The sequence below is a fragment of the Hyphomicrobium sp. genome, from assembly GCF_036780825.1.
Taxonomy (GTDB): domain Bacteria; phylum Pseudomonadota; class Alphaproteobacteria; order Rhizobiales; family Hyphomicrobiaceae; genus Hyphomicrobium_C.
The window spans coordinates 1-12,656 of sequence record NZ_DAIQCD010000037.1; the positions used below are offsets into that span (position 1 = coordinate 1).

At 63.9% G+C, this 12,656-nt stretch carries 15 protein-coding genes; 6 read left to right on the forward strand and 9 right to left on the reverse strand.

Annotated features, from left to right (window positions below):
- From V7P99_RS12465 to V7P99_RS12485, 5 genes are all read right to left on the reverse strand, one after another.
- Window positions 1-338: nuclear transport factor 2 family protein (locus V7P99_RS12465; protein WP_333795150.1), on the reverse strand; the 338-nt coding region annotated here is incomplete at its 3' end.
- A gap of 137 nt (window positions 339-475) precedes the next feature.
- Window positions 476-997 (reverse strand): RNA pyrophosphohydrolase, encoded by a 522-nt coding sequence (locus V7P99_RS12470; protein ID WP_333795151.1) that lies wholly within the window; start codon window positions 995-997, stop codon window positions 476-478.
- Between the two features lie 99 nt (window positions 998-1,096).
- Complete coding sequence (locus V7P99_RS12475; protein ID WP_333795152.1) at window positions 1,097-1,612, reverse strand: RNA pyrophosphohydrolase; 516 nt, start codon at window positions 1,610-1,612, stop codon at window positions 1,097-1,099.
- A gap of 130 nt (window positions 1,613-1,742) precedes the next feature.
- The gene (locus V7P99_RS12480) at window positions 1,743-3,170 is read right to left on the reverse strand and encodes a S41 family peptidase (protein WP_333795153.1); all 1,428 of its coding nucleotides are present in this window, start codon (window positions 3,168-3,170) and stop codon (window positions 1,743-1,745) included.
- Window positions 3,170-4,711, reverse strand: coding sequence for a murein hydrolase activator EnvC family protein (locus V7P99_RS12485; protein WP_333795154.1), 1,542 nt, complete (start codon window positions 4,709-4,711; stop codon window positions 3,170-3,172). Before V7P99_RS12485 ends, V7P99_RS12480 begins: the two co-directional genes overlap by 1 nt.
- Window positions 4,712-5,136: 425 nt before the next feature.
- On the opposite strand from V7P99_RS12485, the gene V7P99_RS12490 reads away from it, so the two are divergent.
- The 6 genes from V7P99_RS12490 to V7P99_RS12515 all read left to right on the forward strand — a co-directional run bounded on the left by V7P99_RS12490 (window position 5,137) and on the right by V7P99_RS12515 (window position 9,764).
- Window positions 5,137-5,328 (forward strand): twin transmembrane helix small protein, encoded by a 192-nt coding sequence (locus V7P99_RS12490; protein WP_333795155.1) that lies wholly within the window; start codon window positions 5,137-5,139, stop codon window positions 5,326-5,328.
- A 202-nt stretch (window positions 5,329-5,530) separates the two neighbouring features.
- On the forward strand, window positions 5,531-6,109 hold the full coding sequence (locus tag V7P99_RS12495) for a cob(I)yrinic acid a,c-diamide adenosyltransferase (protein ID WP_333795156.1): 579 nt from the start codon (window positions 5,531-5,533) through the stop codon (window positions 6,107-6,109).
- Between the two features lie 35 nt (window positions 6,110-6,144).
- Window positions 6,145-6,846, forward strand: coding sequence for a rhomboid family intramembrane serine protease (locus V7P99_RS12500; protein WP_333795157.1), 702 nt, complete (start codon window positions 6,145-6,147; stop codon window positions 6,844-6,846).
- A gap of 258 nt (window positions 6,847-7,104) precedes the next feature.
- Window positions 7,105-7,860, forward strand: coding sequence for an electron transfer flavoprotein subunit beta/FixA family protein (locus V7P99_RS12505; protein ID WP_333795158.1), 756 nt, complete (start codon window positions 7,105-7,107; stop codon window positions 7,858-7,860).
- Window positions 7,860-8,804: an electron transfer flavoprotein subunit alpha/FixB family protein gene (locus V7P99_RS12510; RefSeq protein WP_333795159.1), complete on the forward strand. Its 945-nt coding sequence runs from the start codon at window positions 7,860-7,862 to the stop codon at window positions 8,802-8,804. The genes V7P99_RS12505 and V7P99_RS12510 overlap by 1 nt, the downstream gene beginning before the upstream one ends.
- A gap of 30 nt (window positions 8,805-8,834) precedes the next feature.
- Window positions 8,835-9,764 carry a 3-hydroxybutyryl-CoA dehydrogenase gene (locus V7P99_RS12515; protein WP_333795160.1) on the forward strand — a complete coding sequence of 310 codons (930 nt, stop codon included), beginning with the start codon at window positions 8,835-8,837 and terminating at the stop codon, window positions 9,762-9,764.
- A gap of 99 nt (window positions 9,765-9,863) precedes the next feature.
- Here V7P99_RS12515 and V7P99_RS12520 read toward each other — a convergent pair whose 3' ends face one another.
- The 4 genes from V7P99_RS12520 to V7P99_RS12535 all read right to left on the reverse strand — a co-directional run bounded on the left by V7P99_RS12520 (window position 9,864) and on the right by V7P99_RS12535 (window position 12,591).
- On the reverse strand, window positions 9,864-10,136 hold the full coding sequence (locus V7P99_RS12520; RefSeq protein WP_333795161.1) for a PepSY domain-containing protein: 273 nt from the start codon (window positions 10,134-10,136) through the stop codon (window positions 9,864-9,866).
- Window positions 10,137-10,271: 135 nt separating this feature from the next.
- A complete protein-coding gene (locus V7P99_RS12525; protein WP_333795162.1) occupies window positions 10,272-11,651 on the reverse strand; it encodes a HAMP domain-containing sensor histidine kinase in 1,380 nt (459 codons plus the stop codon).
- Complete coding sequence (locus tag V7P99_RS12530) at window positions 11,648-12,313, reverse strand: response regulator transcription factor (RefSeq protein ID WP_333795163.1); 666 nt, start codon at window positions 12,311-12,313, stop codon at window positions 11,648-11,650. Before V7P99_RS12530 ends, V7P99_RS12525 begins: the two co-directional genes overlap by 4 nt.
- Window positions 12,313-12,591: a PepSY domain-containing protein gene (locus tag V7P99_RS12535; RefSeq protein ID WP_333795164.1), complete on the reverse strand. Its 279-nt coding sequence runs from the start codon at window positions 12,589-12,591 to the stop codon at window positions 12,313-12,315. The genes V7P99_RS12530 and V7P99_RS12535 overlap by 1 nt, the downstream gene beginning before the upstream one ends.
- Window positions 12,592-12,656 lie beyond the last annotated feature (65 nt).

Below are 12,656 nucleotides of genomic sequence, written 5' to 3' on the forward strand. Positions count from 1 at the left end.
CCGTTGAAGTGCGCTTCCTCGACGACGCCCTGCGGCCCGATGAAGACGTTGACGACAGAGAAGCAGTTTTCGGGAAAGGCCTTGAGAAAGCCGTCGTAGAACTGCGTCGCACCCTCGTGTCCGTGCCAGACCTTGCCATTGTTCAGGATCGTATAGACGCAATCGTCGGTCAGCGTCGCGAGAAGGCCGGGAATGTCTCCGCGGTGCTCGGCGGCGATGTGGTCGAGCCAAAGCTCCTTGATACGCTCGTACTCCTCAGCGTCGAACGGTTGCCCAGACTGATAATCGGCGCCGTCGTTGAAGGGGGGTAGCGTTCTCGTCAGGGTGCGTTCGGACATGGCAAAGGGCTCGGCGGATCAGCGGATAAGGAGATATAGCTCTGCGAGCTGGCGGCGTGCATGGAAACGCGGCTTATGGCCGCTTGGGAAGCGAAGCCTGACACGGATCGACCCGAAGCGCCGCCTCTCCTTTCATTTCAGCTTTGCGAGAGATGCGCAAACGTCTCGACCACGGTTTGGTAAACAGGCTTCTTGAAGGAAACGATAAGGTCCGGCAGCTCGCCCATGTCACACCAGCGCCACTGGTCGAACTCCGCCTTGTCCCCGCGCGGCGAGATATCGATTTCGCTGTCGTCGCCGCGGAACCGCATCGCGAACCAGCGTTGGCGCTGTCCGCGATAGCGGCCCTTGAGCGCCACCCCGACGAGGGGCTCGGGCAGATCGTACGTCAGCCACTGCGGAATTTCGGCGATGACATCCGCGCTTGTGACGCCGGTTTCCTCCCGGAGCTCCCGATAAGCGGCCTCGATCGGCTCCTCACCCTTGAGGAGGCCGCCTTGCGGCATTTGCCAAACGTATGCGGACTTGTCTCCGACCCACTTCGGAAGGCGGCGTCCGATCCAGACCCGGCCTTGGCTGTTGAGGAGCATGATGCCCACGCAGAACCTGTAGGGAAGGTCCGGCACCTCTCTGCCCGAATCTATCGGCACATGCGTCATCGTTTTCCTATCGTGCCCTTTGGCAGCGAAACCAAGGCACATGTCGTTAGAAGCAGATTAACGGTCGCTTCCCTCACTCAGCCCGTTGCTCGAAGGCGCTCAGGCCCCGAGCAGAGGGGCGAACGCCCGCATCACCCCTAGATAGACGTCGCGCTTGAAGGGGACGACCAGAGCGGGCAGGTCGGCAGGCGCACACCACCGCCAAGCGACAAACTCGGCATGCGGCGTGCCTGGAACACCGAGATCGACCTCGCTGTCCTCTCCAAGAAAGCGGACGGCGAACCATTTCTGACGCTGGCCGCGGTAACGGCCGCCCCACGCCACGCCGAGCAGATGGGGAGGCAGGTCATAGGTCAGCCAGCCTGGCGTCTCGCCCAAGATTTCGACGCTCTTGATGGCCGTTTCCTCACGCAGCTCGCGTAATGCCGCGCGGCTCGCATCCTCGTCCTCGTCGATACCACCCTGGGGCATCTGCCACCACGTGCCGCGCCCCTCGGCATCTCCCGGCATGTCGGCACGCTGGCCAACCCACACCTGTCCGCTGCGGTTGAGCACCATGATGCCCACGCAGGGCCGGTAGGCGAGACGGGAGGAGTCGGACTGCGGAAAGGTCATGGCGCCTGCCGGATGCTTACCGGGTCCGGGGGTGCCGGACCTCATGGGACAAACAGGATACGATCGAAGGCGGGCGCCGGTCGGCGCCCACCGTTGTTCGCATCTCTGCGAAGCGTGCCAGAGGCTCGCGTCAGTTCGGAACAGGCTTGTCGGAGGCCTCGGCCCCAGGCGGCGGCATGGCGGGCTTGGCCACTGTCTCCCCGGTCGCCTCGCCGCGCAGGAACTTCAGCGCGAACTGGAGCTGCGTGTCCTTCTCGGGTTCCTTCGGCACGTAGGCGGACGAGCCCGATTCCTCCTTCGGCTCCTCCTTGACCTCGGTACCCTCGGTGTCGGCGCCTTCGGTCTCCGTCGCTTTCGCGGGATCCTTCTCGCCCTCGCCACGCAAGTGGCCACGCAGGCTTGCCTCGCCCCTCGGCTTTTCGGCGGTCTTGCCCTTCAACTCATCGGGCAGCTCCTGCTCGATAACGATGTCGGGATCGATGCCCTTGGCCTGGATCGAGCGGTTGGACGGCGTGTAGTAGCGCGCTGTGGTCAGCCGGATAGCGCCGTTGGCCCCGAGCGGGATGATGGTCTGGACAGAGCCCTTCCCGAAGGACCGCGTGCCGATGACGGTGGCGCGCTTGTGGTCCTTGAGAGCACCGGCCACGATCTCGGACGCCGACGCCGAGCCGCCATTGATCAGGACGACAATGGGCTTGCCCTCGGCCGTGTCACCCGGACGCGCCTGCGCACGCTGCGTCTCCTCGTTGTTGCGGCCCTTGGTCAGGACGATGACGCCCCGATCGAGGAAGTCATCCGAAACCGCGATGGCCTGATCGAGCAACCCGCCGGGATTGTTGCGCAGATCGAGGACGATGCCGCGCAGCTTATCTGGGCCGATCTCCTTCTTCAGGCCGTCCATGGCCTTGACGAGATTGGCATGCGTCTGCTCGTTGAAGGTGGTCACCTTGAGGTAGGCGATATCGCCCTCGGTGCGCGCCTTCACGGCGTTGATGCGGATGAAGTCACGCACGATCTTGACGTCGAACGCCTCGTCGCGCCCCTTGCGGACGACCGTGAGCGTGATCGGCGTATTGACGGGCCCACGCATCTTCTCGACGGCCTGCTCGAGCGTCAGGCCGGAGATCTGCTCATTGTCGAGGTGCGTGATGAGATCGTTGGCCTGGATGCCGGCCCTGGAGGCCGGCGTATCGTCGATAGGGGCGACAACCTTGACGATGCCGTTCTCCATCGTGACCTCAATACCGAGGCCACCGAACTCGCCGCGAGTCTGCACCTGCATGTCGCGGTAGTTCTTCGGGCTCATGTAGGAAGAATGCGGGTCGAGCGCCGCCAGCATGCCGTTGATCGCGTTCTCGATCAGCATGGTGTCATCGGGCTTCTCGACATAGTCGGAGCGGACGCGCTCGAACACGTCTCCGAAGAGATCGAGTTGCCGGTAAAGCTCAGAATTCGGCGAGTTGGCGGAATAAGTCTGCGTAACATTCAGAACGGTGGTCGCGCCGGCGAGACCCGTCATCGTCAGAAACGCCCAGAACACGAAGTCGGTCTTGCGCATTATTCCTGTACCTTCTCATGGGGGGAGATCCACCAGGGATTGGAGTTTATAGGCTCCCCATCCTTACGGAACTCTATGTAGAGAACCGGTGCGCTGGCCTGCGGCCCTTGACTCATGCCCGTTCTTCCGGCTGTCAGTTCAGCTGTGCGCGGCGCGCCGCTCATGGTCCCGATCGGCTCGGCTGCGAGGACGAATTGCCCTGGCCCGACGTCCATCTGCGACATTCCTGCAATCAGAACATGATACCCGCCGCCGGCATTGATGATCAAGAGTTGCCCGTAGCTGCGGAATTCGCCGGCATAGACCACCCATCCGTCGCAGGGCGAGGTGACCCGGGCCCCGAAGCGGGTCTCGATCACGATACCCTTGGATGTGCCTCCATATTGGGTTTTGTCGCCGAAACCCAAGGCCCGGCGGCCGCGGGCGGGTAGTGAGAGCTTCCCCTTGGCCAGTTGGAAGGGGATCGCAGGCGTGATGCGGTCGGGCTTCCCGGGACTGAGCGCCGTCGCCGCGGGGGCGAGCTCGACAACGGAAGGCGACCGGCGGATGGGGCCCTCGGACGCTTCGGGCGTCATCATGGCCACCTCCTGCTCGCCGCCGGAGATCAACCGCTCCGGCGGGTCGGCAACGGCCGCCTCGTGCAACGCGCCTTCTGCTGTGGCGTCGGGCGCAGGCTCAGAGGGCGCAATCGCCGCCGGCGTCGGCGGAAGCACCGCGACGACCCTTTCGCGCGCCGGCTCTGGCTCGGCAACGTGCACAGGCGCCGCCCGGACCTGACGGCCAAGCTTGGCGATGAGCTCGTTCAGATCAGTGACGTTCTTTGCGATATCCGCCGTCGCCTCGCGCACCTGCCGCAGTTCGGCCTGCCGCTCAGCGAGCGTTTGCTTTTTGGTCTCGAGCAGGCTCGCGAGACGCGCCTGCGTCGTGGTGAGCCGCTCGCGCTCGGCGCGCAGGCTGTCACCCTCGCGGCGAATGCTGTCCATGATGGAGACGAGATCGGTCAACTTGCCGGTGAGGGCCTCGGCTTCCGATCGCAGGCCCGGAAATGCGACCCCGAGCAGCATGGCGCTGCGCACCATCTGCAGCGCATCCTCCCGCCGGGTGACGATCACGGGCGGCGGGTTGCGCCCCATCCGTTGCAGCGCCGCCAGGATGCCAGAAATCTTGCCATGCTCGCGTGCCAGCGAAGTCCGGATATCGCGCTCCTGACGCTCAAGCCCGGCGAGGCGCGTCTCGATGGCCGTCATCTCCTCCTCGCTCTTCTGCACGAGGGCGGCCATATCCATGAGGCGCAGGGTGATCTCGCGACGCTCGGTGGCGATGCTATCCAGGTCCCTTTCGATCTCCCGCTTGCGCGTTTCCTTGGCGGCCAGCTCACTCTTCTGCCTTTCGAGCCGGCTCGTCGCCTCCTCGGCCGTACTCGGCGGCTCAGCGCGGAGCGCAGCCGGCATCCCGGAAACGGCCGCGGCAAGCATCGCGGCGCCCGCCGCGAGGCGAACCCGGCTGCCTTTCAGGACTGCCGTTGCAACGGTCCGGTTCAAATCCCTATCCATTTACCCGCCAAAAGCCCGCTCCTTCCCCGCTCTCTGCCGATGAGCCGGCCCAAGGCGCGGCGCCGGCCTTGCGAACGCATGAGAGAGAACGGAAATCATACTCTCGAACGATGGTCCAGATCATGGCCAACGGGGTTGAAGCAGAACCCCAGCCGCCTGCGATCTATGTCCGCCGAGCCCGGACGCCCTCGGTCGCCCATTCCCAAAAGGCCTGGCGCCAGACCGGAGGTCCTCCACTAAGAATACCACGCGCCTGTATTGTGGTTGGAATTAGGGCGCGGAGAAAAGACCCGGTGGCGGAGACCACGTGCCGCGCCCATATCAACCCGAGACCCGTGGCAGATCCGTGGCATTCGGCGCTTCTAAGCCGTATATGAACGTGGTCATCGCCCTGTTTCAAAGGCCATCCGCCCATGGAAACGACCATGTACTATCTGTCGACCGGCACCATGTTCGCCGTGGTTGCAGTGCTTCTCGCGGGCCTGTGGGTGATGCTGACCGGCCGCAGCTCCAACCTAAGCCAGAAGCTCATGCGCTGGCGCGTCGGCCTCCAGTTTGCGGCCATCGTTTTGCTGGTTGCCTATGCTTACGTTCAGCATCTCTAGAGGAGATTCCATTCGGACGGAATCGCCCGAATGGGTGAAGAGGCTCGCCAAGCAAACAACTAGGGAATTTGCCGGGAGCATAAGCGAGCGCCAGGGCTGCTTGGCGCCCGTGCACCGGTAGGGCCGCCCGCGCTCGGAAAATCGGTTTCCACTCCTAACCAAGCGCTTTAAGGTGCTTCGCCGGCATTGGATCGGGAGCACCATGGTCAGGCTCAATAAAATCTACACCAAGACCGGCGATGCCGGCACCACGGGGCTCGGAACGGGCGAACGCGTCCGCAAGGATGCGCTCCGGATCACGGCTTACGGGACGGTCGACGAGACCAATGCGACGATCGGGATGGTTCGCATCCACCTGGCTGGCCATCAAGGTCTCGACATCAAGCTCGGACGCATACAGAACGATCTCTTCGATCTCGGCGCGGACCTCTGCGTGCCGGACCGGGGAGAGAAGCTCGCGTTCGAGCCCTTACGCGTCTCCGACGAGCAGGTCGTCCGTCTCGAGGCCGAAATCGACGAGATGAACGCCGAGCTGAAGCCGCTGAGATCCTTCGTGCTTCCGGGCGGGTCGCCGGCTTCGGCCGCATTGCATGTGGCGCGCACCGTCTGCCGCCGGGCGGAGCGGCACATGGTGGCGCTTGCAGCACAGGAGGGCGAGCCGGTGAGCCCTGCAGCCCTCAAGTACATCAATCGTCTGTCTGATTTTCTTTTCGTCGCGGGCCGTTACGTGAACGACCGTGGCCTAGCCGACGTGCTGTGGGTGCCGGGGCAAAACCGATGAGCGCCACAGCCGACGCCGGCCGGGAGCGCTGAACCATGTTCGTCCCCCTTCACGACGAAAACTCGCTGAAGAACATCCGCTACCCCTGGGTGACGATCCTTCTGATCGCGATCAACGTCTGCGTCTATTTCCTGGAGACGGCGCGCCTCGACGAGCTGGCGATCGCGGGCTTTGCGATCATTCCCAAGGAACTGTTCGACACCAGCCTGCTGCCGATTTCCGTCGAGACCGTCGGGCCTCGCTTTCCCGAGCGGCTGACGCTTCTTAGCTATATGTTCTTCCACGGCGACGTCCTGCATCTCGCAGGAAACATGCTGTTCCTCTGGGTGTTCGGCGATAACGTCGAAGATGCTCTGGGCCACCTCAAATATCTTGTCTTCTATCTTGCCTGCGGCGTGTTCGGCGGCCTCCTGCATGCGTGGATCGATCCCACGTCGGAGGTCCCGCTCATCGGCGCCAGCGGCGCAGTGGCCGGCGTCATCGCAGCTTACCTCGTGCTGCACCCGCGCGTGCGCGTGTGGGTGCTGGCCCTCAAGGTTATTCCGCTCAGAATCTCCGCAGCCTTTGCCCTCGGGTTGTGGATACTAATGCAGGTTGCCATGGTCTTGCTTCCGCAAGTCGGGCCTGTCGCATGGTGGGCCCACATCGGCGGCCTGATGGCCGGCGCCGTCCTCGTCGTCTTTCTGCGCCGCCGCGGCGTGCCGCTGTTCGACCGTGGCCTCAGATCCCCCGTTTGACGCGAAAGGAAGAGTTGAAGAAAAGCTTTCGCTCAGCGCATTGACTTGCCGGAGGACGACTCGTAATTTTCTTTTCTCGCACTTGCGAAGAACAAGGAAATCCGCGTCACCGGCTAGCAAAAGGCGACGTTGGACTGGAGCCGGAAGCTGGCGGCGCACCCATAACGCTGGCGGACTTCCTGCGGACGCAGCTTCGAACAGAAGAACCAGAACGGACATGAGAAGAGCAAGGCAGTGTGCCTGGGGGCGCCGCGCATCATGAAGCTCATCGTCGCGGTGAAGCGTGTCGTCGATTTTGCGGTGAAGATCCGCGTCAAGTCGGACGGCTCGGGGATCGAGCTGGCCAACGTAAAAATGTCCATGAACCCGTTCGACGAGATCGCCGTCGAAGAAGCCGTGAGGCTCAAGGAAAAGGGCATTGCGAGCGAGGTGGTGGCGATCTCGATCGGCACCGCCAAGTCCCAGGAGACGATCCGCACGGCGCTTGCCATCGGCGCGGACCGGGGCATCCTGATCGAGACCACCGGCGATGCGCCCGTCGAGCCACTCGCCGTTGCCAAGCTCTTGAAGGCTGTCGCCGAGGCCGAGAAGCCGGACCTCGTCGTGCTCGGCAAGCAGGCCATCGATGACGACTGCAACCAGACCGGCCAGATGCTTGCCGCACTGCTCGGCTGGCCTCAGGGCACCTTCGCATCCAAGCTCGCTCCCGAAGAGGGCGCCGTGCTCGTGACGCGGGAGGTCGATGGCGGCCTCGAAACGGTGAAGCTCAACCTTCCGGCGGTGGTCACCACGGATCTCAGGCTCAACGAACCCCGTTATCCATCGCTGCCGAATATCATGAAGGCGAAGAAGAAGCCGCTCGACATCAAAACCCCGGCGGACTTCGGCGTCGATATCGCGCCGCGCCTCAAGGTGCTCAAGACCGCTGAGCCGCCGCAGCGCAAGGGCGGCGTGAAGGTGGCGGATGCGGCGGAGCTCGTGCGCCGTCTCAAGACCGAGGCGGGAGTGATCTGATGGCCGTTCTTCTTCTCGCAGAGCATACGAATACGGCGCTCAACGGCGCCACCGCCAAAGCGTTAACCGCAGCCAGGGAGATCGGGCCGGACGTCCACGTCCTCATTGCAGGCCACGGCTGCGCCGCGGCCGCGGAAGCGGCCTCGAAGCTGTCCGGGGTGAGCAAGGTTCTGGTCGCGGATGCGCCTCATCTTGCCAACGGGCTTGCCGAGGAAGTGGCCGCGACCGTCGTTTCGCTGGCCGATGCCTACGAGGCGATCGTCGCACCAGCCACTGCCGCAGGAAAGAACGTGCTGCCGCGCGTCGCCGCACTGCTCGACGTCATGCAGATCTCGGACATCACCAAGGTGATTTCGCCGGACACCTTCGAGCGGCCGATCTATGCCGGCAACGCCATCCAGACCGTCCAGTCGCCGGAGCCGAAGAAGATCGTGACGGTGCGGACCGCCGCATTCGCCGCCCAGCCTGAAGGCAGCACTGCCCCGATCGAGAGCGTCGCGGCGGCGGCTTCTGCCGGCATTTCCTCGTTCGTCGGCGCCGAGCTTACGAAGTCGGACCGCCCGGAGCTGACGGCTGCTCGGATTGTCATCTCCGGCGGTCGTGGCATGGGCAACAGCGAAAACTTCAAGACCTATCTCGAGCCGGTCGCAACACGGCTCGGAGCGGCGATGGGCGCCTCGCGCGCGGCCGTCGACGCCGGATACGTGCCCAACGATTGGCAGGTCGGCCAGACTGGCAAGGTCGTGGCGCCCGAGCTCTACGTCGCCGTCGGCATTTCGGGAGCCATCCAGCATCTCGCGGGCATGAAGGATTCCAAGATCATCGTCGCCATCAACAAGGACGCCGAAGCGCCCATCTTCCAGGTTGCCGATTACGGGCTCGTCGCCGATCTCTTCCAGGCGCTGCCGGAACTCGAAGCAGAGCTCGGTAAGGCCGGGCTTTAGATGCCGGTGCGGGAAACAAGGACATTCGCCATGGATGTTGCAGTGAAAGCTGAAAGCAAAGCCAATCCGGAAGCCCGGCCGATCCCGGACATCAAGCTGATCGGTGTCATAGGCGCGGGGCAGATGGGCAGCGGCATCGCCCATGTCATCGCGCTCGGCAAATATGACGTGCTGCTGAATGACCTCCGCAAGGAAGCCGTCGACCAGGCAATGGCGACCATCGAGAGAAACATGGGCCGTCAGGTCGCCAAGGGTCTCGTCGAGAAAGCCGACATGACGTCGGCCCTCTCGCGTATCAAGTTCGCGCCGAGCCTCGAGTCCTTTGCCGATTGCGATCTGGTGATCGAGGCGGCAACCGAGGATGAGGTTATCAAGCGCACGATCTTCCAGGAGCTATGTCCCAAGCTCAAGGAGTCGGCGATCATAGCCACCAACACGTCGTCGCTATCGATCACGCGGCTCGCCTCGACTACGGACCGGCCCGAGCACTTCATCGGCATGCACTTCATGAACCCGGTGCCGCTGATGGAACTCGTGGAGCTGATCCGGGGCATCGCCACCGAGGACGAAGTGTTCGGTGTTGCGCGCGCCTTCGTCGAAAGCCTCGGCAAGACGACGACGGTGTCCGAGGATTTCCCGGCCTTCATCGTCAACCGCATCCTGCTGCCGATGATCAACGAGGCCGTCTACACGCTCTACGAGGGCGTCGGCACGGTCGAGGGCATCGACAAGGCCATGCGGCTCGGCGCCCATCATCCGATGGGACCGCTTGAACTTGCCGACTTCATCGGCCTCGATACCTGCCTCGCGGTGATGCAGGTGCTCTACGAAGGTCTGTCGGATTCGAAGTACCGCCCCTGCCCGCTGCTCGTGAAATACGTCGAGGCGGGCTGGCTTGGACGCAAGACCAACCGCGGCTTCTATGACTACCGCGGCGAGAAGCCTGTGCCGACCCGCTGAGTTCCAGGCTTCATCGTCCCCAATTTCAACAAGCGGAAGGGCGAGAACCGTTGCGGTTCTCGCCCTTTCTCTATCGGGACAATCGTCTCGGATCCGTCCTCAGTCTTCGAGATCCTTGTCGATGATCTTGCCGTCGCGGATATCGACGTCATACACCCGGCCATCGGAATGGCGCGCATCGTCAACCTCGAACTTGTTGTCGTCCGTGTCGAACTCGATCTTCTTCCAGGTGCTGAAGCCGGCGGCCTTGAGGATGGCGCCGATCTCTGCTTCCTCCGCCGGAGTTGCCGGGCGATCGTCGGCCATTGCACCTGTCGCGAGTGCCGCCGCGGCGATGGTGGTAAGACCGAACGTCATCATCTTTTTCATCATGGCTCGTCTCTCTTTGCTGCAATTCACCAACAACGTTTGCATGTGCCAAATGGTTCTTATGGGGCCCGAGCACAGCAAGCAGAACGTTAACTCAGGCCTCCTGACGGCAGGCTGACTGTTCCTGTCCGTCTTATGTCAGACACGCCTCGTCCCAGTCACCGATGGGAATGTCAGGATTGCCACGAGCCCCGATCCGGTGCCTTCGCCGCCACTTTCGAGCGTCAGCGCCCCGCCCCAGGATTCGGCGATGTCGGTTACGATCGCGAGACCGAGCCCAGAGCCGGAGCCTCGCTCGTCAAGGCGGCCGCCTCGGCGAAGAACGTCCTCAAGGCGATCCTCAGGGATGCCGGATCCGTCATCGCCGACAGAAAGCCTGATCTCGTCTCCTTGCTGCTCACCCGTGATCGTCACAGTGGTGCGGGCATGGCGGGCAGCGTTCTCGATCAGATTACCCAGCGCCTCCGACAGATCATCCCTGTTGATCGGCGCCATCAAGCCGTCCGGACACTCGGTGATCCAGTCCAGCCGCTCGCCTTCCGGCATTCTCTGGACGACGCGCACCACCTCTCCGACAACCACGCCGACATCCGCTTCGGAGTGCGGATGCGGCGCCGCGAGCCGCGCGCGCGCCAGCTCACGCTCGACCGTCCGCTGCATCGTGCGCGTTACTGTGGAGAGATGCAGGGCCGCTGCCTCATCGCCACCCTTGGCCAAGCGCTCGATCTCCGCCTGCAGCACCTGCAATGGAGTTCGGAGGCCGTGCGCGAGATCTCCGGCGCGCGCCCTGGCGCGAGCAAGCTCCGCATCCCGGGCCTCGATAAGAGCATCGATCTCCTGCGCAAGCGGGCGTACCTCGTCCGGAAAGGAATCGCCGAGACGACGGCTCCTGCCCGAGCGCACCGCAGCGAGTTGCGCGCGCACGGCGGCCAGCGGACGCAGGCCCACGGAGACCTGGACCCAGGCCGCCGCAAGCAGCAACACGCCAATAAGGACCAGAGGCGGCGTCAGATCCGCCGCAAACTCGCGCACCGCAGTGGAGATCTCGGCCGTATTCCAGGCGACCGCGATGCGGGCCGTGCCGCCGCCCATGCGCGGGGGCAGCTCAATGCGCCGCTGCAGCAAGTAAAGCTGTTGGTTGTCCGGTCCGGGAATCCGATGGTGCCGGACTTCATCATCCACGCGGGCCTCTACAGGCAGTGCGAGCTCCGCATCCCACAGCGAGCGGGAGCGCAGCACCGTCCCCGTCTGCTCGTCGACGATCTGCCAATAAAGGCCCGACAGCGGCACCTCGAAGCGCGGATCGGCCGCCGGCCCCGAGAGCTTGAGGCGCCCACCCTCCCCCGGCTCGAGATGGGCCGTGATCTGGTTCAGATAAACGACGAGCTCGGCATCGATGCGCCGCTCGACGTGGCGCTCAAACAGCACAGCGAGACCATAGCCAGCGAGCGTGAGGGCGATGCCCGTCGAGATGACCCCCGCGAGCAGCAGCCGCAGGCGCAGCGAGCGGAACGTCATTCCGAACCTGCGGGAATGATATAGCCGAAGCCGCGCCGCGTCTCGACCGCACCCGCGCCCAGCTTCTTGCGCAGACGCATGACCACGGCCTCGAGAGCGTTGGCGTCACGGGCGTCGTCGTCGCCGTAGAGATGTTCGATCAGCTCACCCGGCGAGACGACGCGGCCCTGGTGATGGAGGAGGTAAGCGACGAGGCGGTACTCGAGCGGCGAGACGGCCACATTGCTGCCGTCCACCATGACGCGCATCTGCCGCGTATCGACTGCAAGCGGCCCCGAAGCCAAGATCGGCGACGCATGCCCCGCCGAACGGCGGATGAGGGCGCGCACACGGGCCATGAGCTCTTCGATCTGGAACGGCTTCGCGAGATAGTCGTCGGCCCCTGCATCGATCCCTTCGACACGTTCCGGCCACGCTCCGCGCGCCGTCAGGATGAGAACGGGCATGTGCCGCCCGCCCGCTCGCCAGCGCTTGAGAACGGAAAGGCCGTCCATGCGCGGCAGCCCGAGATCGAGAATGATGAGATCGAAATCCTCCGTGTCGCCGAGGAACCATGCCTCGTCGCCATCGGCGGCGATGCGGGTCTGGTATCCCGAGGCGGCCAGAGCCTCCGAGACCGAGGCCGCGATGGCGGGCTCGTCCTCGACCACGAGAATGCGCATCAGTCGTCATCCTCGATCTTCAGGATCTTGCCCGTCGCCGCATCCACCTCGACTTCGTAAAGGCGTCCGGCGGGATCGATGACGTCGAATTCATAGACGATCTGCCCGTTGTCCTCGACGTCGATCTCGACGCTGAGGATCTTCCCGGGGAGCTTGGGCTCGACCGCCTTTGTGATCTCAGAGAGGGACTTGATGCGGCCTTCGAGGAGCGCCCGGCGCGCAATCTCCTGGTCGTTGTCATCGGCGCGCGCGTGCCCGGCCAACAGCACGGCAGCCATGGCACTCAGCAGCACGAAACGTCTTGTCGAAGCGAGCCTCTTCATAGGCGAATTGATGCCGGTTT

Coding starts and splice junctions, on each gene's coding strand:
- V7P99_RS12475 (WP_333795152.1), bottom strand. CDS start 1,612: ATGACCTTTCCGCAGTCCGACTCCTCCCGTCTCGCCTACCGGCCCTGC.
- V7P99_RS12510 (WP_333795159.1), top strand. CDS start 7,860: ATGGCCGTTCTTCTTCTCGCAGAGCATACGAATACGGCGCTCAACGGC.
- V7P99_RS12520 (WP_333795161.1), bottom strand. CDS start 10,136: ATGATGAAAAAGATGATGACGTTCGGTCTTACCACCATCGCCGCGGCG.
- V7P99_RS12500 (WP_333795157.1), top strand. CDS start 6,145: ATGTTCGTCCCCCTTCACGACGAAAACTCGCTGAAGAACATCCGCTAC.
- V7P99_RS12480 (WP_333795153.1), bottom strand. CDS start 3,170: ATGCGCAAGACCGACTTCGTGTTCTGGGCGTTTCTGACGATGACGGGT.
- V7P99_RS12535 (WP_333795164.1), bottom strand. CDS start 12,591: ATGGCTGCCGTGCTGTTGGCCGGGCACGCGCGCGCCGATGACAACGAC.
- V7P99_RS12530 (WP_333795163.1), bottom strand. CDS start 12,313: ATGCGCATTCTCGTGGTCGAGGACGAGCCCGCCATCGCGGCCTCGGTC.
- V7P99_RS12490 (WP_333795155.1), top strand. CDS start 5,137: ATGGAAACGACCATGTACTATCTGTCGACCGGCACCATGTTCGCCGTG.
- V7P99_RS12505 (WP_333795158.1), top strand. CDS start 7,105: ATGAAGCTCATCGTCGCGGTGAAGCGTGTCGTCGATTTTGCGGTGAAG.
- V7P99_RS12515 (WP_333795160.1), top strand. CDS start 8,835: ATGGATGTTGCAGTGAAAGCTGAAAGCAAAGCCAATCCGGAAGCCCGG.
- V7P99_RS12470 (WP_333795151.1), bottom strand. CDS start 997: ATGACGCATGTGCCGATAGATTCGGGCAGAGAGGTGCCGGACCTTCCC.
- V7P99_RS12525 (WP_333795162.1), bottom strand. CDS start 11,651: ATGACGTTCCGCTCGCTGCGCCTGCGGCTGCTGCTCGCGGGGGTCATC.
- V7P99_RS12495 (WP_333795156.1), top strand. CDS start 5,531: ATGGTCAGGCTCAATAAAATCTACACCAAGACCGGCGATGCCGGCACC.